A 19547-nucleotide genomic window follows, 5' to 3' on the forward strand; every position below is an offset into this window, starting at 1 on the left:
CCGGCTCGTCCGGTCAGGGGCTTCGCCACGTTCTGCCCTGGGCCGTACGGCAGGATGGGGCCATGACGAGCGTGCGACAGGACGAGCCGGTACGGCCGACGAGGCGGGATGAGGTGGCGGCGGCCGGCAGCGAGCTGGTCGGCGGGCCCCTCGGCCGGCGCGCGCTGCTCGGAACGAGCCGGCTGACGCCGGTGCGGGTCATCGCGCTGGTCGCACTCGGCATGTTCGCGCTCGGCATGGTGCAGAAGCTGCCCTGTTACAACGGTGGCTGGTTCTTCGGTGCCACAAGCCAGTACACGCACGCGTGCTACTCCGACATCCCCCACCTCTACACGGGGCGAGGTTTCGCCGACGGGCTGATCCCGTACTTCGACCGGTTGCCGGGAGACATGGAGTACCTCGAGTACCCCGTGCTGACGGGGGTCTTCATGGAGGTCGCCTCCTGGATGACACCGCACAGCGGGACGATCCAGGACCGTGAACAGATCTACTGGCTGGTCAACGCCGGGATGCTGATGATCTGTGCCGTGGTGATCGCGGTATGCGTGACCCGCACCCACCGGCGCCGTCCCTGGGATGGTCTCCTGGTCGCCCTCGCACCCGCCTTCGCGCTGACCGCCACCATCAACTGGGATCTGCTGGCGATCGCACTGACCGCCGCCGGGATGCTGATGTGGTCCCGCAGCCGCCCGCTCGCGGCCGGGGTGCTGCTCGGGCTGGCGACCGCGGCGAAGCTGTACCCGGTGCTGCTGCTGGGCCCCCTGCTGGTGCTGTGCTGGCGTGCGGGCACCTGGCGCGCGTACGGGAAGGCTGTGGCGGGTGCCGTGGCGTCCTGGCTGGTGGTGAACCTGCCGGTGATGATTACGCACGATGCGAGCGGGTTCCACATCAGAGAAGGCTGGGCGAAGTTCTACACCTTCAGCCAGGAGCGGCCCATCGACTTCGGATCGGTCTGGCTGCTGATCTCGCAGCGCACCGGTTACTCCCTGGAGAACGCCAACACCTATGCCACCCTGCTGATGATCCTCGGCTGTGGCGCCATCGGGCTGCTGACCCTCTACGCCCCCCGCCGGCCGCGCTTCGCGCAGCTCGCCTTCCTCGTCGTCGCGCTGTTCATCCTCACCAACAAGGTCTACTCACCGCAGTACGTGCTGTGGCTGACCCCCCTCGCCGTGCTGGCCCGGCCGCGCTGGCGGGACTTCCTGGTCTGGCAGGCCTGCGAGGTCATGTACTTCCTGGGGATCTGGATGTACCTCGCCTACACCGGCAACGGTGACAAGCACCAGGGCCTGCCGACGGAGGGCTACCAGCTCGCCATCGCTCTGCACCTCCTGGGCACGCTCTACCTGTGCGCCGTGGTCGTACGGGACGTGCTGATGCCGGAGCGAGATGTGGTCCGCAGGGACGGTGACGACGATCCGTCGGGCGGGGTCCTGGACCGCAGGCCCGATGCGTTCGTGCTCGGAAGGGCCGCATACCATCCGCCTCGGCACGCGGCGCAGTTCGAGGGAGCGTCACAGGTGCGCTGGGGCGTCGTACGGGACTGAGGCGGCAGCAGTGGACAGGCACGGGGCCCGGTACCGCAGCGGTCTGCGGTACCGGGCCCTTGGTGTGCGTCCGAGCGCCGGGCGGATACGGCCCGGCTCAGTGGTCCACGAGGCGGTCGAACTGAGTGGTGGTGTGCCGCAGATGGGCCACCAGCTCCTCGCCGACCTGCGGCTGAGGCGCGTCCGCCGGTACGAACAGGATCGACACCTGCATATGCGGCGGCTCCGCGAACCAGCGCTGCTTCCCGGCCCAGACGAACGGTGCGAGATTGCGGTTGACGGTCGCCAGCCCGGCCCGGGCCACGCCCTTGGCACGCGGCATGACCCCGTGCAGCGCCTTGGGCGATTCCAGACCGACACCGTGTGAGGTACCGCCGGCCACCACGACCAGGTACCCGTCGGAGGCCGCCTTCTGCTGGCGGTAGCCGAAGCGCTCACCCTTGGCCACTCGGGTCACATCGAGCACCGAACCACGGTAGGCGGTGGCGTCGTGGTCGCCCAGCCACAGCCGCGTACCGATCCGCGCACGGAAGCGGGTCTGGGGGAACTGCTGCTGGAGACGGGCGAGTTCGTCGGCCTTGAGGTGGCTGATGAACATGGTGTGCAGCGGCAGGCGGGCGGCGCGCAGCCGGTCCATCCAGCCGATGACCTCCTCGACCGAGTCGGACCCGTCGGTGCGGTCCAGCGGCAGATGGATCGCGAAGCCCTCCAGCCGTACGTCCTCGACGGCCGCTGCCAGCTTCGGCAGGTCCTCCGGCTTGACGCCATGGCGCTTCATGCTGCTCATGACCTCGATGACGACCCGGGCGCCGACCAGGCCGCCCACGCCCTCGACCGAGGAGACCGAGCGGATCGCCCGGTCGGGCAGCGGCACCGGCTCCTCGCCGTGCCGGAACGGGGTCAGGACGAGCAGGTCACCGCTGAAGAAGTCCTTGATACGGGCTGCTTCGTAGGTCGTCCCGACCGCGAGGAGGTCGGCACCGAGGAGGGTTGCCTCCTCCGAAAGACGCTCATGGCCGAAGCCGTAACCGTTGCCTTTGCAGACCGGGACCAGCCCGGGGAACTGCTGGAGAACGCTCTGCTGGTGCGCCCGCCAGCGCGCGGTGTCGACGTAGAGGGTGAGCGCCATGGCCGGGCCCGGAACCTTTCTCGTGGGTCTCTCAGGGTGATGAACGGTGCGGTGGAGCGGTCAGCGGCGTGACATGTAGATGTCGAGCGCCTTGTGGAGCAGCTTGTTGAGCGGGAAGTCCCACTCGCCGATGTACTCGACGGCCTCGCCGCCTGTGCCCACCTTGAACTGGATCAGACCGAAGAGGTGGTCGGTCTCGTCCAGGGAGTCGCTGATGCCGCGGAGGTCGTAGACGCTGGCGCCGAGCGCGTAGGCGTCCTGCAGCATCCGCCACTGCATGGCGTTCGACGGCCGGACCTCGCGGCCGATGTTGTCGGAGGCGCCATAGGAGTACCAGACGTGCCCGCCGACCACGAGCATCGTGGCGGCAGAAAGGTTCACGCCGTTGTGGCGGGCGAAGTACAGGCGCATGCGGTTGGGGTCCTCGGAGTTGAGGGCCCGCCACTGCTGCTGGAAGTAGCTGAGCGGACGCGGGCGGAACTTGTCGCGCACCGCCGTGATCTCGTACAGCCGCTGCCACTCGGCAAGGTCGTCATAGCCACCCTGGACAACCTCGACGCCGGCCTTCTCGGCCTTCTTGATGTTGCGGCGCCACAGCTGGTTGAAACCCTTGTGGATCTCCGCCAGCGAGCGATCGGCCAGCGGTACCTGGAAGACATAGCGCGGCTGGACGTCACCGAATCCGGCGCCGCCGTCCTCGCCCTGCTGCCAGCCCATGCGGCGCAGCTTGTCGGAGACCTCGAAGGCACGCGGCTCGATATGCGTGGCCTCGACGTCGCGAAGGCGCTTGACGTCCGGATTCTGGATGCCCGCCTTGATCGCCGGGGCATCCCAGCGGCGGATCACGACGGGCGGGCCCATCTTCACGGAGAACGCGCCCTGCTTCTTCAAATGGGCGAGCATCGGCTGGAGCCACTCGTCCAGATTCGGGGCGTACCAGTTGATGGCCGGGCCCTCGGGGAGATACGCGAGGTAGCGCTTGAGCTTGGGCAGCTGGCGGTAGAGCACCAGGCCCGCGCCGACCAGTTGGCCGGTCTTGTCGAACCAGCCCAGGTTCTCCGAGCGCCACTCGCTCTTCACATCAGCCCACGCCGGGACCTGGCAATGACTCGCCGACGGCAGGCTCTGGATGTATGCCAGATGCTGCTCTCGACTGATGGTCCTCAGGGTCAGGCTCATGCGGGGCGCTCCTCGGCAGGTGTGTCCCCGTGGTCGGGGCTCCGGCTCTCGCGCCGAAGCCTACTGTGACCGGGGAGCGCCCCGTCTGGGCCGTACGGGCTCGGCGCCATGCCGCCCCGAGCGACCGCCGGGCGTGCGTCAGCCGAGGACACCGCCGAACAGGCCGCCGTGTGCCATGCCGAGGTAGAAGCCGAGGGATGCCGCCCCGAGGCCGATGATCAACAGGAAGCGTTCGCCTGTCGTCGACGAGATGAGCTGGCCCCACAGGCCGGTCCCGATGCCGATCAGGCCGACCCAGGAACTGACCAGGTGCAGACTGGGAGAGAGCGTGGTGAGGACGGCGATCGCGCCGAGCACCAGTGTCACCACGGCAAAGGTGTTCTCGACGGGATGCTCCTTGCCGTCGCTGTTGAGAAGGGAAAGCAGAGAGCGCTGGGTCCTAGCTGCCTGTGCCACGCGGCACCTCCGATGACAGGGCGGCGCACTGTAACGCCGCTCACACCCGTTGTGTTCCAGATTGGGGGGTACCACGGGCGGATTTCAACCGGAAGGCTTCCGCCAGGTACTGTGTACGGTCTGCGCCTACTGTCTGTCCGATGACCGGCCGGACCGGGCGCGGAACGCATATGACCCTCCTGCCACGGAACGACCGTGGCCGCTGAGTCCAAAGGAGGTGGGTTCCACATGCGTCACTACGAGGTGATGGTCATCCTCGACCCCGATCTCGAGGAGCGCGCTGTCTCCCCGCTGATCGAGAACTTCCTCTCCGTCGTCCGTGAGGGCAACGGAAAGGTCGAGAAGGTCGACACCTGGGGCCGTCGTCGTCTCTCGTACGAGATCAAGAAGAAGCCCGAGGGCATCTACTCGGTCATCGACCTGCAGGCCGAGCCTGCGGTCGTCAAGGAGCTCGACCGTCAGATGAACCTGAACGAGTCGGTCCTCCGGACCAAGGTCCTCCGTCCCGAGACCCACTGAGCGCGTCAGCGTCCAGCGGTAACCGGGTCCGAGTAGCAGCAACACCAGCAGCCAGCAGCACACCCGCCGAGAGGTTCCCCTAATGGCAGGCGAGACCGTCATCACGGTTGTCGGCAATCTTGTCGACGACCCCGAGCTGCGCTTCACCCCGTCCGGTGCGGCGGTCGCGAAGTTCCGCGTCGCATCCACTCCCCGCACCTTCGACCGTCAGACCAATGAGTGGAAGGACGGCGAGAGCCTGTTCCTGACCTGCTCGGTGTGGCGTCAGGCGGCGGAGAACGTCGCCGAGTCCCTGACGCGGGGTACCCGCGTGGTCGTCCAGGGCCGCCTCAAGCAGCGGTCGTACGAGGACCGCGAGGGCGTGAAGCGCACGGTCTACGAGCTCGACGTCGAGGAAGTCGGCGCGAGCCTCAAGAACGCTACGGCCAAGATCACCAAGACCAGTGGTCGCGGTGGCCAGGGCGGCGGCTTCGGCGGTGGTCAGCAGGGCGGTGGCCAGGGTGGCGGCGGCTGGGGCGGCGGCCCCGGTGGCGGCCAGCAGGGCGGCGCTCCTGCCGACGACCCGTGGGCGACCGGCGGCCCGGCCGGCGGCGGCCAGCAGGGTGGCGGCGGTGGCTGGGGCGGCGGCTCCGGCGGTGGCTACTCGGACGAGCCGCCCTTCTAGGCCCGGACAGCCGGCTCGGTCGGTGGTGTTTCACGTGAAACATCGCCGTGGAACGGCCGGCGGCGGCCTTGAGGGCGTCAGCACACACTTCTTGAACTCATTGGAGAGAGACAATGGCGAAGCCGCCTGCTCGCAAGCCTAAGAAGAAGGTTTGCGTGTTCTGCAAGGAGAAGATCTCCTACGTTGACTACAAGGACACGAACCTGCTGCGGAAGTTCATCTCCGACCGCGGCAAGATCCGTGCCCGCCGAGTCACCGGCAACTGCACTCAGCACCAGCGTGACGTCGCCACGGCCGTGAAGAACAGCCGTGAGATGGCGCTGCTGCCCTACACGTCCACCGCGCGATAAGGGAAGGGTGACCGACACATGAAGATCATCCTCACCCACGAGGTCTCCGGCCTCGGCACCGCCGGCGACGTCGTCGACGTCAAGGACGGTTACGCCCGTAACTACCTGGTCCCGCGCGGTTTCGCGATCCGCTGGACCAAGGGTGGCGAGAAGGACGTCGCGCAGATCCGCCGCGGTCGCAAGATCCGCGAGATCGCCACGATCGAGCAGGCCAACGAGGTCAAGGGCCAGCTCGAGGGTGTCAGCGTGAAGCTGGCCGTTCGCGCCGGCGAGGCGGGCCGCCTGTTCGGTTCCGTCACCCCGGCCGATGTCGCCTCGGCGATCAAGGCCGCCGGTGGTCCGGACGTCGACAAGCGTCGTGTCGAGCTGGGCTCGCCGATCAAGACCCTGGGCGCGCACCAGGTCTCCGTGCGTCTGCACGCCGAGGTCGTTGCGAAGCTGGGCGTCGAGGTCGTCGCCGCCTGATCGCAGGACAACGCCGAAGGGCCGCACTCCCGTCACCGGGGTGCGGCCCTTCGCCGTGTCCGAGGGCCGTCGCGACGGCCCGGTCTCACGCCTCGTCCTGGGCGCGTTTGTAGAGCTTGGCGATGTCGTCGTCGAAGTATGAGGCGTAGGAGACGTCGTCCTCGTCGCCGCCGCTTTCGTAGCCTCCCAGGACGCCGATGACCGTGCCGGTATGGCTCTTGGGGTCGTAGTCGGCCAGCCAGGGGCTGCCGCTCGTCCCGCCCTCGAAGTTGGTGCACTTGACGCGCATCTGGGTGCCGCTGTACTTCTCGGTGCGGTTCTGGCAGGAGATCGGGGTGTTACGGCTGGTGGGGTAGCCGGTGATCTTGACGTAGTTGTCGAAGCCGCGGTGGATCCCGAGGGTGTTGCCGCCCAGGACGTCCTGGATCTCCTTGCCGTCCTTCTTTTCGAGGATGAGGAATGCGAAGTCGAGGTCCTCGTCCTGTGACTTCGCCCAGCGGTCGTCGACGATCACCTTTCTGACCTTCCACAGGCCGGCGGGTTCCTCGCCGTCGCGGAAGTCGGGGGCGAAGACCAGATCGTTCATCGTGGATCCGGCTTCGGCGTCGTAGGCGCAGTGCGCCGCCGTGATCAGCATGTTGCGGCCCGGGCTCTGCACCACACTCGCGGTGCAGAAGTGGTCGCCGGTGTCGTCCTTCTCGAAGATCGCACCGACCCGGGCGTTCTGCTCGGTCCGGCGCGGGGTGTACGCGCTGCCGTGATCAGCCGGGGACGAGGCGTTCGGGTCCTGGTCCTCGGGGTCGTCCTCGTCGGCCTCGGCGGACTCGCTGGGCTTGGCGTAGCGGCTGTGGGTGCTGAGGGATATCTCGGAGTGCTCCGCGGCATAGCCGACCACGGCAGCAGCCATCAGGACGATGATCGTCAGGGGCAGTACGGACTTCCTGGCAAGCGGGCGCACAGGGTCATTATCGGCATGCGTTCTGTGGGGCGGGAGGGTCTTTAACGAGAGGCCCCGGTCACAATCCACCGGCCGGACCGGGTACGCAGCCAGAGTGTCAGCATCCGCACGGTCATCATCAGGGCCATGGCCCACCACAGGGCGACCAGTCCACCACCGAAGGCCGGTACGGCGAGCGCGGCCGGTAGGAACAGGGCCAGTGTCGCCACCATGGCCCAGGCGAGATAGCGGCCGTCGCCCGCGCCCATCAGGACACCGTCGAGGATGAAGACGATGCCGGAGACCGGCTGGGACGCGGCCACGACCAGGAGCGTGGTCAGCAGCGGGCCCTGTACGGCGGGGTCGGACGTGAAGAGCGGGATGAACAAGGGCCGGGCGAGCACGACCAGCACACCGAGGACCAGGCCCGAGGCGATGCCCCACTGGACCATGCGCCGACAGGCGGCCCTGGCGCCTTCCTCGTCTCCCGCGCCGAGGTAGCGGCCGATGATGGCCTGCCCGGCGATGGCTATCGCGTCCAGGGCGAAGGCCAGCAGGGACCACAGCGTGAGCACGATCTGGTGGGCGGCGACCTCGGCGTCGCCGAGCCGGGCGGCGATGGCGGTCGCGATCATCAGAACAGCGCGCAGCGAGAGCGTACGGACCAGCAGCGGGACGCCGGCCTGGGCACAGGCGCGGATCCCCGCCGCGTCGGGGCGCAGCGAGGCACCGTGCCGCCGCGCCCCGCGGATCACCACGGCGAGGTAGGCGGCGGCCATCCCGCACTGGGCGAGGACCGTGCCCCAGGCGGAGCCCGCGATGCCCAGGCCGGCGCCGTAGACCAGGCCGATGTTGAGTGCGGCGTTCGCGGAGAAGCCGCCGATGGCGACGTAGAGCGGAGTGCGGGTGTCCTGGAGGCCGCGGAGCACACCGGTGGCGGCCAGCACGACGAGCATCGCGGGGATGCCGAGCGCGCTGATGCGCAGGTAGGCCGTCGCGTGCGGGGCGGCGGTCGGGGAGGCGCCGAAGGCTTCGACGAGCCAGGGGGCGCTGGGCAGCACGGCGGCGACGACCACGGCGCCGAGCAGCAGGGCGAGCCAGATGCCGTCCATGCCCTGACGGATCGCGGCGGGGAGGTCGCCGGCGCCGACCCTGCGGGCGACCGCTGCGGTGGTGGCGTAGGCGAGGAAGACGAAGACGGAGACGGCGGTGGTCAGCAGGCCGGCGGCGACGCCGAGGCCGGCGAGCTGCGAGGTGCCGAGGTGGCCGATGACGGCGCTGTCGACCATGACGAAGAGCGGTTCCGCGACCAGGGAGCCGAAGGCCGGCAGGGCGAGGGCGATGATCTCGCGGTCGTGGCGGCGGACGATGCGCCGCGGGGTCGCGGGGGCCTGGGTCATGGCGTTCAATGTAACCTTCCACAGGTAAGAGACACAACTCCTCTGCATCCCTTACTTTCCGCTGTGCGGAGTCGTATCCTCCGTGCCGTTTGTCGTGATCTTGCGCGGTCGGCCGAAGTTTTTCTCCCCCACAGCCTATGGATGAGAAAGCTCCAGGTCAGAGGCTTGAAGGTGGGGCGAGTGTGTGCTTGTCCACAGAAGTTTCCCCCGGGCCGTGCACAGGATCCGGGGACTTCTCCACAGCTAAGGGCCGGTCATCCACATGGCCTGTGGATAACCAGATTGGCGGACGGTGCCCACGGGCCTACCGTGGTCCGGCGCCCGCCATCTGTTCCGGCCTGAGAAACCGTCCGAACTCGACGCGCCGTAACCGGAGTCGGGCGTCTCGATTGTCAGAGCTGTGCCGTAAGAAAGAACAGCACAGCAAGGTCCGCGCCGCGGACGGGAGGAGGTGCCGGGGTGAGCATTCCCGAGCCCATGGAAGACCCCTGGGCGGACTCCGGTCCCAGCGACCTGCTGCCCGCCGCCCGCTCCCGACGGGACGACGGAAAGGGCCGGGCCCGCGGCGACCGGCCGGGGCGCGACGGAGAGGACGGCGGCTCCTGGGCCGGCGGGTTCGAGCGCATCCCTCCGCAGGACCTGGACGCCGAGCAGTCCGTGCTCGGCGGCATGCTGCTGTCGAAGGACGCCATCGCGGACGTCGTCGAGGTCCTCAAGGGCGAGGACTTCTACCGCCCCGCCCATGAGCTGGTCTTCCAGGCGGTCCTCGATCTGTACGCCAAGGGTGAGCCGGCCGACCCCATCACGGTCGCCGCCGAGCTGACCAAGCGCGGTGAGATCGGCCGGGTCGGCGGCGCCTCGTATCTGCACACCCTCGTCCAGTCCGTACCGACGGCGGCGAACGCCGAGTACTACGCCGAGATCGTCCACGAGCGTGCCGTACTCCGCCGGCTGGTCGAGGCCGGCACCCGCATCACGCAGATGGGATACGCCGCGGACGGAGACGTCGACGAGATCGTCAACAAGGCCCAGGCGGAGGTCTACGCCGTCACCGAGCAGCGCACCAGTGAGGACTACCTCCCGCTCGGCGACATCATGGAGGGCGCCCTCGACGAGATCGAGGCGATCGGCTCACGCCAGGGCCAGATGACGGGTGTGCCGACGGGCTTCACCGATCTCGATTCCCTGACGAACGGCCTGCACCCCGGCCAGATGATCGTGATCGCGGCCCGCCCCGCCATGGGTAAGGCGCTGGCTCTCGACACCCCTCTGCCGACGCCCACCGGGTGGACCACCATGGGCGAGGTACAGCCCGGCGACTACCTGCTCGACGCCACGGGGAAGCCGACGCGTGTGGTGGCGGCCACCGAGGTGATGACGGGGCGGCCCTGCTACGAGCTGGCCTTCGACGACGGCACCACGGTCATCGCGGACGCCGAGCACCAGTGGCGCACCTGGGACCAGCAGACGCGCGAGGCCTACGACGCCGCGGCACCGGATCCGTCTTCGTACCCCGACAACTGGCCGTCCTGGTCGCCCGAGCCGTCATCGGCCCAGCCGTACGCGCCCGGTGAGCGCCACCGGACGCCCCCCGCGCCCCGTACGACCGCCGAGATCGCCCGCACCCTTCGCATGCACGGCGAAGCGAACCATGTGATTCCGGCGACGAAGGCGCTTGTGTGCCCCGAGGCCACGTTGCCGATAGACCCTTATGCGCTGGGGCATCTGCTGGGCGATGCGGACGCCGCCCGGGCCGGCCGGGTGGTCTGCGATCCACGCGACCATGAGTGGCTGGTCAAGGAGTTCGACGCCGCCGGGTACGACATCGGCCCGGACGGTGGCGACGGACACTTCTCCGTGCACAGGCTGGGCGAAGCGTGGTGTGCGCTCGACCTGCCCGCGGGCACCCGCATCCCCGCCGGCTACCTGCGCGCCTCCACCGCTCAGCGCCTCGCCCTGGTACAAGGCCTGATCGACGCGTATGGCGAGGTCGACGCCCAGGGTGCCTACCGGTTCGCCGGCACCGACCGCGAGCTCGTCGACGGCTTCTGCGAGCTCGTCCGTACCCTCGGCTGTGTGCCCCGGGTCAGCCGCCGCGCCGAGTGCGCTCCGGCAGCGGAGGCCCACGCGGACTCGGTCACCACGGACTCCGTCCGCTCTCCCGCCGGGGAGGCCGCCGCCGTATGGGAGGCCGTCGTGGCGACCGACCTCCCCCTGGCCCGGTTGCCGCGCAAGGCACGCTCTGTACAACGGCAGTTGGGGCGCACGCACCTCACCCGGCACGTCACCGCCGTCACCCCGGTGGAGAGCGTCCCGGTCCGCTGTGTCCAGGTGGACAACCCGGAGCACCTCTACCTGGCCACGTGGTCGATGGTCCCTACCCACAACTCGACCCTCGCGCTGGACTTCGCCCGCGCCGCCTCGATCAAGAACAATCTGCCCAGCGTGATCTTCTCGCTGGAAATGGGGCGCAACGAGATCGCCATGCGCCTGCTGTCCGCGGAGGCGCGGGTGGCGCTGCACCATATGCGTTCCGGCAGCATGACGGACGAGGACTGGACGCGGCTGGCCCGGCGGATGTCGGACGTCTCCGCCGCGCCGCTCTACATCGACGACTCGCCCAACCTGTCGATGATGGAGATCCGCGCGAAGTGCCGTCGGCTCAAGCAGCGCAATGAGCTCAAGCTGGTGGTCATCGACTACCTCCAGCTGATGCAGTCCGGTGGCTCCAAGCGTGCCGAGAGCCGTCAGCAGGAGGTCTCGGACATGTCCCGAAACCTCAAGCTGCTGGCCAAGGAGCTGGAGCTCCCGGTCATCGCGCTCTCTCAGCTGAACCGTGGGCCCGAGCAGCGTACGGACAAGAAGCCGATGGTCTCCGACCTGCGAGAATCCGGTTCGATCGAGCAGGACGCCGACATGGTCATCCTGCTGCACCGCGAGGACGCCTACGAGAAGGAGTCCCCGCGTGCGGGCGAGGCGGACCTGATCGTGGCCAAGCACCGTAACGGCCCGACGGCGACGATCACGGTGGCGTTCCAGGGCCACTATTCGCGGTTCGTGGACATGGCGCAGACGTGAGCGTCCGGTACCCGGCCTGAGAATGGCCTCGGATGCGGCCTCAGGTTTCGTGACGTGTTCCCAGCCGCGAAGGCTCCGGGACGAAGATGCTCTGGCCACCCGGAGCCAGGAGCCAGGAGCCGTGAGACCCTCCGGCACGCGCGCTCCAGCACGTACTGCACGTGCGGCATGAGCCGTCGTATGCCGAAGAGTCTCCGGGGCGAGGTGCTCAGACCAGACGTGACGTCAGTGGCCGGAGCAGTTCCTGCACGGGGCGGATCAGGGAGAGCGATTTCGGCCGGGTGTCCTGGGCGCTGCTCTCCTTCACCTCTCTGCGTGGTGGTGCCGCCGAGCTGGAACAGTTCATGACCGGGCCGACCCTCCTGTGCTGAGGAGGCTGGTTGCTCAGCACGCTGATGGAGGGCCACGCCACGATGTTCCGGGAGGTCGATGAGCAGCCCTGGGTGTGCTGGACGGTGCGCTTGCCGTCCTTGGTGGTGTGGATGGTCTCGAGCCGGTAGATGCAGGTGCGGTTGCCCTGCGCGTCGTGGGTGCAGTGGCCCGCGATTCCTGCGGCGTACGCCTGGGGGGCACCGGCGCAGGTCAGGGCGAGGCCGCCCACGAGCAGTGAGACGACGGTGATCTTCTTCCGACTGAACATGTAAGGCGTTCCTTGTCCCTTTGTGGCCGATGACGATCGATGCTCGGGCGCAATGGACGAAGAACCGGTCCGGGCCCGGGCTCTGAAGAGGGGCGGAAGCGGGGTCCCGGTGCCGGGCGGGAGGCTCGGACACCGGGACCCTTCCCCGTTAGTCGCCCTTGCCCTTGCCGTGGCCGTCCTCGTTGCAGCCCATGCTGGAACCGATCGGGCTGGACTGTGCGCCCGGGGAGCCTTCGCCGTTCAGCGCGTTGCCCAGAAGGCCGTTGAGGATGCCGATCTGGCCGAGGATGTCGATGTTGAAGTCGTGTTGCTTGCAGAAGCCGCCTTCTCCTCCGGCGTAGGCGTTGCCGGTACCGAGGAAGCTGACACTGCTGAGAACGGCAGCCATGGCGGCCGCCCTGTAGAGCTTGCGCATTTCTCCTCCATCGATGAAACCGTTGCGATCTGTGACAGATCAACTTCGAGCAGTGATGTGGAGATTAATATGAAAATATGCCTGGGTGCTCATCGGCGCTGGCATCCGGTGTACTCGACACGCCCGGAGGCCGACCGGACCGGCTGCGCGAGCGGCTTCTTCACCTGTCGGCGACACCCCCAATTGGCCAGCCAGGCAATGGGATCGAGTGCCTCGTCGCCCTGGCGACACGCCGACCGGGTGCGCGCGTGACGGGTGGTCAGGGCAATGGCGTCACGGCGGGAACCTGCTGGTCAGAGTGGCGCCAGAGCCCATCTGAGACAGGAACTGACGCTGTGTGGGCAACATCCGGCACGTGCTGAAGGTGCGTAAGTTCCGTGACTTCCGGGTCCGACTCACGAATGTGACGGGCAATTACCGATATCTGCTCGCGGGGCGCCAGCTGGGAGACAGTGCACAGTCCGGCTTGGTCGGGCTCGACGAGCCCCTCACCTTGGCCGCGCTCGCCGCGCACGCCCGCGTCGGCGTGCGCACCCTCACCCGGCGGTTCCGCGACGAGGCGGTACGAGCCCCGGCCAGTGGCTCGCCGGACAGCGCATCGATCGTGCCCGCCATCTGCTGGAATCCACGGACTAGCCTTTCAGCCTCGTCGCCCGTCACGCCGACTGCGGTGGGACTGACCTGCCGCTGTGCCCCTCAGCTTTGACCTTCAGCTTGGTTGAAGCTCCACAATCGCGTCCATGGACGACAGCGAAGACCTGTTGAGCATCGGTGCCTTTGCCCGGCGAGTGGGCCTGACGCCGAGTGCGCTGCGGTTCTACGACGACTGCGGGGTGCTGCGGCCGGCTCGGGTGGATGCGGTGACGGGGTACCGGCGGTACCGGGCGGGGCAGACTGCGCGGGCGAAGCGGCTGCGGCGGCTGCGTGAGGCGGGCCTGCCGCTGATGGATGTCGCGGTAGTGCTGGACGGCCCCGCCGAAGCAGCGCGCCGCGTACTACGCGCGCATCTGGAGCGGACGCGCCGAACGGCGGATGAGGCGCGGGCCGTGGTGGCGGGTTTCCTGCTGGAGGCTGCGGGCGACACCGAGCACACCGGGAACTGGGCTCGGGCGCGGGTGGGCGGTGCTGAACTCGCCAGTGCGGTACGGCAGGCGGTGACTGCTGCCGCGACCGGAGCGGCCCGGAAGGAATTCCCGGTACTGGGCTGTGTACTGCTCGAACTCCGCGAGGGCGAGGTGCGCTGGGTTGCCACGGACCGCTACCGGCTGGCGATGAGGGTCCTGCGGCCGACGGAGTTCGAGGGCGGGCCACGGGAGGTGCTGATCGCCGTGGATACGGCGCGGGGCCTGGCGGAGTGGGCCATACGGCAGGTTGCCGTTGAGGTGGAGTGCGCAGAGGACATGACGGGGGTTCGGCTGCGGAGCGAGGGAGACTCCCGTGTGGTGGCCGAAGGACCTGTCGACGGATGGGCTGGCGGATCGGAGCCGGCAGCGTTTCCGGACTATCGGCTGATGTGGGAGGGCCTGGAGCCCGTACGGCATCGGGTCATTGTCGACCGTGTGGAACTACGGGACGCGGTGGCCGGGCGTGCGGGGGCAGTGTCGTTGTCGGTAGCTGAGGGGGACGGGGAGAGCGGCAGTCCGGGCGGTCGGAGCGGGGGCGTGGTTTCACGTGAAACACCGCCAGCTGCTGTACAGGCTCCCGCTGTTTCACGTGAAACAGCGCCTGGGCCTGCGGCCGAGCAGGTGCTGGAGGTATCCGGTGGAGGGCGGACGCCCATCCGCCTCCGGCTGATTCGCACGGGACCGGGACTGCGGATCACCTTCGATCCCGCGGTGTTGGTGCCGGCACTGGAAGCCGGAGTGGGGCCTGATGTGCTGCTGGAGATTGCCTCGCCGGACCGGCCGGTCGTGGTCCGGTCCGCCGACCAGGGAAGCTTCACGACGCTGGTGATGCCGCTGCGCCGCATCGAGGACGAGAACCACACTCCGGCGACAGATGACTGACGACAGATGAGGGAGCGGACCGATGGATCCGGAATTGCCCGTGGTGCGGTTGTGCGTGGAGGGAATGAGGGCCGAGGCGGAGGGGCGGGCCGAGATGGCGCTTGTCCTCTTCCAGCAGGCCTGGGAGCTCGCAGCCGACGACTACGAGGCCTGTATCGCAGCGCACTACCTTGCACGTCATCAGAACTCGCCTCAGGAAACGCTGCGTTGGAACCAGGAGTGCCTGGACCGTGCCGACCGGGTGGGCGGCGAGCGGGTGCGGAGCTTCTACCCGTCGCTGTACGTGAACATGGGGCATGCCTACCGCAGGCTCGGCCAAACCGCCCTGGCTCACCGTTACTTCCGGCGTGCCGTACAGCGGGTGGGGGATGCGCCCGTCGGTCAGTACGGAGACTGGAACCGCTTCGCGATCGCGGAGGGCTTGCGGGATACCGCCCCTGTGGCCGGCGGGGATGCGACGGAGACAGGAGACCTGACGGCATGGGCTCTTGAGGATGCCATCGACGGACGTGTGCAGAGGCTGCTGTCGCAGTGGTGCGCACGTGCGGAAATCAAGGCGCTGGGGCTGACGCTTCCGGCCTACCTGGGCTACCTCGGAATGGACGAGGACCGGATGCGGTTGAGGACCGCGCTGCACATGGTGCATGCGGCCCGCTGGCTGCCGGAGGACGAACAGGCCGAGCTGGAGCAGCTGATCGAGGCGGTGGTGGTGCGGTGACGCACTGAGGTCGGGGAGTCGGCCGGGCTGGATCAGTGGAGCCGGAGAGGTGAAGCTGTGTGCCGTCAATGCATCGGCTGGTTCAGATCTGTCGTTGAGGAGCGCCATGACCATCACCGACTCCGCAGAGTCCCCCGGGGCCGGAGCGAGCGAGCCCGGGCCATACGGCCGTATCTCGGTGCCACTGGACACCGCCGAGACCTTCACGGAGCTGCTGCCCCGGACGCGACGCGCGTTGCTGCGGCGATTGGCCATCGGACAGGCCGAGGGACGGGCGCCTTCGATGATGGGCGCGGTGGTCCGCGGTGGGCGGACCGTGTGGACCGGGGCCCGGAGTTCAGCCGAGGGGGAGGTACCGCACGCCGATGTGCAGTACCGGATCGGTTCGCTCACCAAGACCTTCGTCGCCGTACTGGTGATGAGACTCCACGACGAGGGGCTGCTGCGCCTGGAGGACCCGGTCGGCAGACACCTGGAGGGTACTCCGGTGCCGGACGCGACAATCGCCCAACTGCTTGCACACAGCGCGGGGTTGGCGTCGGAGACGCGAGGGCCCTGGTGGGAGCGGACCCCCGGCGAACTGCGGCCGGAGCAGGCCGACCTGTTCGGTGACCGTCCGCGGCCGCTCCCTGCCGGGCGACGGCACCACTACTCCAACCCCGGCTACGCACTCCTCGGTGCGCTGGTCGAACGCCTGCGAGGCGGTACGCCCTGGTACGCGGTGCTGCGGCGCGAGGTGCTGGAACCGCTCGGCATGGGCCGGACGACATGGCATCCGGAGATGCCGCATGCGCAGGGCTGGGCAGTGCACCCATGGGCCGATGTGATGCTGCCGGAACCGGCGCAGGACACGGGGCTGATGGGGCCGGCCGGGCAGCTGTGGTCGACGCTGGAGGACCTCTGCCGATGGGCGGCGTTCCTGCTGCGTGGCGACGAGCGGGTACTGAGCTCAGCGAGCCTGGCCGAGATGCGGACACCGGCCGTACCGCCGGAGCCGGACGGGTGGGACGCCGGGTACGGGCTGGGGCTTCAGCTCGTACGCCGCGAGGGGCGGACGCTGGTCGGACACACCGGGTCGATGCCCGGGTTCCTGGCGGCGCTGTGGACCGATGCCGGGGAGGACACGGCCGGGATCGTGCTCGCCAACTGCACGTCGGGACCGGCCGTCCCGGCCATCGCGGCCGATCTCACCGGGATCGTGGCCGAGCATGAGCCCCGGATCCCGGAGCCGTGGTGCCCGCTGCCCGGACCGCTGGAGCCTGAGCTGCTGGCGCTGGCCGGGCCTTGGTACTGGGGCGCGAACCCGCATGTGCTGCGGCTGCGGGCCGAGCGCGGACTGGAGCTTGCACCCCTCTCACGGACCGGGCGGTCCTCGCGGTTCCGGGCGGAGAAGGACGGCACCTGGACCGGTCTGGACGGCTACTACCAGGGCGAGACGCTGAAGGTGGTAAGGGACCAGGACGGCTCGGTCAGCCATCTGGACCTCGGCACCTTTGTGTTCACACGCGGGCCGTACGAGCCGTCGGAGCCGGTGCCCGGCGGGGTGGATCCGGAGGGCTGGCGGGTCTGATGCCCCCTGTGCGGACGGGTATCAGTCCGTAGGGTGCGGCCGCGAGCGGCACGTACAGTCGGAGCCAGACGTCAGGAGCCGCGCCGGAGCGGCTCGCTACCGCTGGAAGGCCCTGTGACTGCCGTGTCCGACCCGACCGCGAACTTCACTGCCCCGCACCTGCTCGATCTGCCGCCGCTCACCGCGGGCCGGTTCGCTCGGATCGAGGACAAGGTCGCCGCGCTGATCCGCACCCACTGCGATGTCGTGGTGATGCAGGGCGAGGCGCTGCTGCCGCTGGAGGCCTGCATCCGCTCCGCTGTACGGCCCGGCAGCACCGCGCTCAACATCATCACCGGCCCGTACGGTGAGACCTTCGGCGGCTGGCTGCGTTCCTGCGGTGCCGAGGTGGTCACCATCAGCGCGCCGTTCACCGGTGCGGCGGACCCACAGCAGGTGGCAGATGCCCTGCGGCAGCACCCCGAGATCGACTTCGTCAGCCTTGTGCACGCCGAGGCCGCCACCGGGAACACCAACCCCGTCGCCGAGATCGGCTCGGTGGTGCGGGAGCACGGTGCGCTGCTGATGCTGGACGCGGTCGCTTCGGTGGGCGCCGAGCCGCTGCTGACCGACGAGTGGGGTGTGGACCTGTGTGTCATCGGCGGGCAGAAGGCGATTGCCGGCCCCGCCGGCGTGTCCGTGGCATCGGTCAGCGCTCGTGCATGGGAGCGGATCGGCGCCAATGAACAGGCGCCGCGGCGCTCGTACCTGTCGCTCCTGGACTGGAAGGAGCGCTGGATCGACGGTGGTCGCACCGTGCTGCCGCATGCCCCGGCGCAGCTGGAGATGCTCGCCCTGGAGCAGGCGGTGGACCGTATCGACGCCGAGGGCCTGGATTCGGTGATCACCCGGCACCGGGCGGCGGCCGCGGCCACCCGGGCCGGTGTGCGGGCACTGGGCGGGCTCACTCCCTACGTCGTACGCGACGAGGACGCCGCGCCGGCCGCGACGACGCTCAGGGCACCCGAGGGCGTCGACGCCCGGGAGGTCGTGGCTGCCGCGCTCGCCGTGGACGCAACGGTGCCGTTGCAGGCCGCGGCGGGCACGCTCGCCAAGGAGATGATCCGGGTGAACCACTATGGCCGCGCCGCCGATCGGTCCGTGGCCATGGCCTCGGTGTCGGCACTGGCCGGCGGGCTGCGCGCACGGGGCGTTTCCGTGGACGCGGACGCTGCGGCTGTGGCGACGGGTGAAGCTTGGGATGCAGTGATCGCCTGCTGAGGTTGTGGCTGGTGTTCCTGGGGCCGTGTTTCACGTGAAACACGGCCCCAGCTCGTTTGGGCGAAGCGACGTCGTTTCACGTGAAACACGGAGGTAGGTCGCCCCCCCCGGATGCCCGCGTAGCGCCCCAAAACCCTTGCCTCGTTCAGGAGTTGGGGCAGTACAGCCAGGACTTCCTCCCCGCGTGGAGTAGGCGCGGTGGCATGTCGGAGTCTCCAGGGACAGGCTGGGCGCTGAAGGCGTCGTACCCGCTGTCGATGCGGGCTTCGGCATGGCAGGACGTTCGTGTCGTCTGCGCGCTCCACCTTCACCGCCAGCCTGCTAGCGATCATGTTCAAAGCCTCCTCTAGAATCGGAACAGGCAACCCGCTTGATGTTCCGGAGTTCCCGATCCGGATGCCGATGTTCTTGAGGAGGTTCGGCAATGACGGCAGGTGGTGTCACGCCGGCACGTGCGGATGCGCGGCGCAATAGAGCACTGGTGCTTCAGGCGGCCCGATCCGCTTTCGAGGAAGAGGGGTTGGGGGTTCCGCTCGGGGAGATCGCGCGCCGTGCAGGGGTCGGTGCGGGAACCGTCTATCGCCATTTCCCCTCCAAAGAAGTCCTGTTCAGGGCAGCAATCGTGGAGCGGATCGAGCTTTTCACCGATACCGCAAGGGATTTGGCCGACGCTGAGGACCCCGCCGGGGTGTTCTTCCGCTTCCTCTCCTCGGTGGTACGGCTCGCGTCACGGAACAAGGCGTTGTGTGACGCGCTGGAAGCGGCAGCGGCAGGGCGTTTCGAGCCGTCGCCGCGTGTCGGGCAGGACTTCGATGATGCTCTGGAAACCCTGCTCGGCAGGGCCCAACAGGCCGGTGCCGTACGGAAGGACGTGGGAATAGCGGACCTCAGGGCCCTCCTGGCGGGCTGTCTTGCGATGGAGCGGGCCAGACGGGGTGCGGAGCCTGAGGGCGGGCCGGACGGGCGGATGACAGCGCTGATGTGTGATGCGCTGCGGCCGATGCCGGCCATAACGAAACTGCCGTCCAGGCCGGGGAATCGTAACGAAACCCGCTGTGCAATGTGCGGTGCGGCGATGACGGTGGCGCGCACGGGCCGGCCGGCGCGGTACTGCGGGGGTGCCTGTCGGCAGAAGGCCCACCGGGCGCGCGGGCGTGCACAGTAGACGTGAGCCGGACGCGCCCCTGTGCCGCGTCTTCGGCGGACGGTGGACG

At 68.8% G+C, this 19547-nt stretch carries 18 protein-coding genes and 1 pseudogene; 12 read left to right on the forward strand and 7 right to left on the reverse strand.

Annotated features, from left to right (window positions below; translation table 11 throughout):
* The first annotated feature begins 62 nt into the window (after positions 1 to 62).
* Positions 63 to 1547 carry a glycosyltransferase family 87 protein gene (locus ACFY12_RS14295; protein ID WP_390716074.1) on the forward strand — a complete coding sequence of 495 codons (1485 nt, stop codon included), beginning with the start codon at positions 63 to 65 and terminating at the stop codon, positions 1545 to 1547.
* Between the two features lie 97 nt (positions 1548 to 1644).
* Here ACFY12_RS14295 and ACFY12_RS14300 read toward each other — a convergent pair whose 3' ends face one another.
* The 3 genes from ACFY12_RS14300 to ACFY12_RS14310 all read right to left on the reverse strand — a co-directional run bounded on the left by ACFY12_RS14300 (position 1645) and on the right by ACFY12_RS14310 (position 4311).
* Complete coding sequence (locus tag ACFY12_RS14300; protein WP_390716075.1) at positions 1645 to 2676, reverse strand: alanine racemase; 1032 nt, start codon at positions 2674 to 2676, stop codon at positions 1645 to 1647.
* Between the two features lie 60 nt (positions 2677 to 2736).
* Complete coding sequence (locus ACFY12_RS14305) at positions 2737 to 3855, reverse strand: lipid II:glycine glycyltransferase FemX (protein WP_390716076.1); 1119 nt, start codon at positions 3853 to 3855, stop codon at positions 2737 to 2739.
* A gap of 138 nt (positions 3856 to 3993) precedes the next feature.
* Complete coding sequence (locus ACFY12_RS14310) at positions 3994 to 4311, reverse strand: hypothetical protein (RefSeq protein WP_390716077.1); 318 nt, start codon at positions 4309 to 4311, stop codon at positions 3994 to 3996.
* Between the two features lie 228 nt (positions 4312 to 4539).
* Between ACFY12_RS14310 and rpsF the strand changes: the two genes are divergently transcribed.
* The 4 genes from rpsF to rplI all read left to right on the forward strand — a co-directional run bounded on the left by rpsF (position 4540) and on the right by rplI (position 6309).
* Positions 4540 to 4830, forward strand: a complete 291-nt coding sequence (gene rpsF, locus ACFY12_RS14315; protein WP_006604399.1) for a 30S ribosomal protein S6 — start codon at positions 4540 to 4542, stop codon at positions 4828 to 4830.
* Between the two features lie 82 nt (positions 4831 to 4912).
* A complete protein-coding gene (locus ACFY12_RS14320) occupies positions 4913 to 5494 on the forward strand; it encodes a single-stranded DNA-binding protein (RefSeq protein ID WP_390716078.1) in 582 nt (193 codons plus the stop codon).
* Positions 5495 to 5607: 113 nt separating this feature from the next.
* On the forward strand, positions 5608 to 5844 hold the full coding sequence (gene rpsR / locus ACFY12_RS14325; RefSeq protein WP_003978893.1) for a 30S ribosomal protein S18: 237 nt from the start codon (positions 5608 to 5610) through the stop codon (positions 5842 to 5844).
* A gap of 18 nt (positions 5845 to 5862) precedes the next feature.
* Positions 5863 to 6309: a 50S ribosomal protein L9 gene (rplI, locus tag ACFY12_RS14330; RefSeq protein WP_390716079.1), complete on the forward strand. Its 447-nt coding sequence runs from the start codon at positions 5863 to 5865 to the stop codon at positions 6307 to 6309.
* Between the two features lie 85 nt (positions 6310 to 6394).
* Here rplI and ACFY12_RS14335 read toward each other — a convergent pair whose 3' ends face one another.
* Together ACFY12_RS14335 and ACFY12_RS14340 are read right to left on the reverse strand one after the other, a co-directional pair.
* Positions 6395 to 7267, reverse strand: a complete 873-nt coding sequence (locus ACFY12_RS14335; RefSeq protein WP_390716080.1) for a trypsin-like serine peptidase — start codon at positions 7265 to 7267, stop codon at positions 6395 to 6397.
* A 41-nt stretch (positions 7268 to 7308) separates the two neighbouring features.
* Positions 7309 to 8646, reverse strand: a complete 1338-nt coding sequence (locus tag ACFY12_RS14340) for an MATE family efflux transporter (protein ID WP_390716081.1) — start codon at positions 8644 to 8646, stop codon at positions 7309 to 7311.
* A gap of 669 nt (positions 8647 to 9315) precedes the next feature.
* Here ACFY12_RS14340 and dnaB point away from each other — a divergent pair.
* Complete coding sequence (dnaB, locus tag ACFY12_RS14345) at positions 9316 to 11724, forward strand: replicative DNA helicase (RefSeq protein WP_390716276.1); 2409 nt, start codon at positions 9316 to 9318, stop codon at positions 11722 to 11724.
* Between the two features lie 208 nt (positions 11725 to 11932).
* Here the strand turns inward: dnaB and ACFY12_RS14350 are convergent, their stop codons facing one another.
* Together ACFY12_RS14350 and ACFY12_RS14355 are read right to left on the reverse strand one after the other, a co-directional pair.
* Positions 11933 to 12364 carry a hypothetical protein gene (locus ACFY12_RS14350; RefSeq protein WP_390716082.1) on the reverse strand — a complete coding sequence of 144 codons (432 nt, stop codon included), beginning with the start codon at positions 12362 to 12364 and terminating at the stop codon, positions 11933 to 11935.
* Positions 12365 to 12512: 148 nt separating this feature from the next.
* Entirely contained in the window at positions 12513 to 12779 is a 267-nt protein-coding gene (locus ACFY12_RS14355) for a hypothetical protein (protein ID WP_390716083.1), read from the reverse strand.
* Between the two features lie 475 nt (positions 12780 to 13254).
* Here ACFY12_RS14355 and ACFY12_RS14360 point away from each other — a divergent pair.
* The 6 genes and pseudogenes from ACFY12_RS14360 to ACFY12_RS14385 form a co-directional block, all read left to right on the forward strand.
* A pseudogene (locus ACFY12_RS14360) lies at positions 13255 to 13412 on the forward strand (helix-turn-helix domain-containing protein); the annotation flags it as partial.
* A 107-nt stretch (positions 13413 to 13519) separates the two neighbouring features.
* Positions 13520 to 14785 carry a MerR family transcriptional regulator gene (locus ACFY12_RS14365; RefSeq protein WP_390716084.1) on the forward strand — a complete coding sequence of 422 codons (1266 nt, stop codon included), beginning with the start codon at positions 13520 to 13522 and terminating at the stop codon, positions 14783 to 14785.
* Between the two features lie 22 nt (positions 14786 to 14807).
* A complete protein-coding gene (locus ACFY12_RS14370) occupies positions 14808 to 15503 on the forward strand; it encodes a hypothetical protein (protein WP_390716085.1) in 696 nt (231 codons plus the stop codon).
* Between the two features lie 106 nt (positions 15504 to 15609).
* The gene (locus tag ACFY12_RS14375; protein WP_390716086.1) at positions 15610 to 17073 is read left to right on the forward strand and encodes a serine hydrolase domain-containing protein; all 1464 of its coding nucleotides are present in this window, start codon (positions 15610 to 15612) and stop codon (positions 17071 to 17073) included.
* Between the two features lie 123 nt (positions 17074 to 17196).
* Positions 17197 to 18333 carry a pyridoxal-phosphate-dependent aminotransferase family protein gene (locus ACFY12_RS14380; RefSeq protein WP_390716277.1) on the forward strand — a complete coding sequence of 379 codons (1137 nt, stop codon included), beginning with the start codon at positions 17197 to 17199 and terminating at the stop codon, positions 18331 to 18333.
* 424 nt (positions 18334 to 18757) lie between these two features.
* Entirely contained in the window at positions 18758 to 19498 is a 741-nt protein-coding gene (locus tag ACFY12_RS14385; protein ID WP_390716087.1) for a TetR/AcrR family transcriptional regulator, read from the forward strand.
* Positions 19499 to 19547: the final 49 nt, after the last annotated feature.

This window comes from Streptomyces sp. NPDC001339, from assembly GCF_042895955.1.
GTDB lineage: Bacteria > Actinomycetota > Actinomycetes > Streptomycetales > Streptomycetaceae > Streptomyces.

Excerpts from the sequence above, each read along its gene's own strand:
- ACFY12_RS14295 (WP_390716074.1), top strand. The coding sequence starts at position 63 with ATGACGAGCGTGCGACAGGACGAGCCGGTACGGCCGACGAGGCGGGAT.
- ACFY12_RS14300 (WP_390716075.1), bottom strand. The coding sequence starts at position 2,676 with ATGGCGCTCACCCTCTACGTCGACACCGCGCGCTGGCGGGCGCACCAG.
- ACFY12_RS14305 (WP_390716076.1), bottom strand. The coding sequence starts at position 3,855 with ATGAGCCTGACCCTGAGGACCATCAGTCGAGAGCAGCATCTGGCATAC.
- rpsF (WP_006604399.1), top strand. The coding sequence starts at position 4,540 with ATGCGTCACTACGAGGTGATGGTCATCCTCGACCCCGATCTCGAGGAG.
- ACFY12_RS14320 (WP_390716078.1), top strand. The coding sequence starts at position 4,913 with ATGGCAGGCGAGACCGTCATCACGGTTGTCGGCAATCTTGTCGACGAC.
- rpsR (WP_003978893.1), top strand. The coding sequence starts at position 5,608 with ATGGCGAAGCCGCCTGCTCGCAAGCCTAAGAAGAAGGTTTGCGTGTTC.
- rplI (WP_390716079.1), top strand. The coding sequence starts at position 5,863 with ATGAAGATCATCCTCACCCACGAGGTCTCCGGCCTCGGCACCGCCGGC.
- ACFY12_RS14340 (WP_390716081.1), bottom strand. The coding sequence starts at position 8,646 with ATGACCCAGGCCCCCGCGACCCCGCGGCGCATCGTCCGCCGCCACGAC.
- dnaB (WP_390716276.1), top strand. The coding sequence starts at position 9,316 with ATGCTGCTGTCGAAGGACGCCATCGCGGACGTCGTCGAGGTCCTCAAG.
- ACFY12_RS14350 (WP_390716082.1), bottom strand. The coding sequence starts at position 12,364 with ATGTTCAGTCGGAAGAAGATCACCGTCGTCTCACTGCTCGTGGGCGGC.
- ACFY12_RS14355 (WP_390716083.1), bottom strand. The coding sequence starts at position 12,779 with ATGCGCAAGCTCTACAGGGCGGCCGCCATGGCTGCCGTTCTCAGCAGT.
- ACFY12_RS14365 (WP_390716084.1), top strand. The coding sequence starts at position 13,520 with ATGGACGACAGCGAAGACCTGTTGAGCATCGGTGCCTTTGCCCGGCGA.
- ACFY12_RS14370 (WP_390716085.1), top strand. The coding sequence starts at position 14,808 with ATGGATCCGGAATTGCCCGTGGTGCGGTTGTGCGTGGAGGGAATGAGG.
- ACFY12_RS14375 (WP_390716086.1), top strand. The coding sequence starts at position 15,610 with ATGACCATCACCGACTCCGCAGAGTCCCCCGGGGCCGGAGCGAGCGAG.
- ACFY12_RS14385 (WP_390716087.1), top strand. The coding sequence starts at position 18,758 with ATGACGGCAGGTGGTGTCACGCCGGCACGTGCGGATGCGCGGCGCAAT.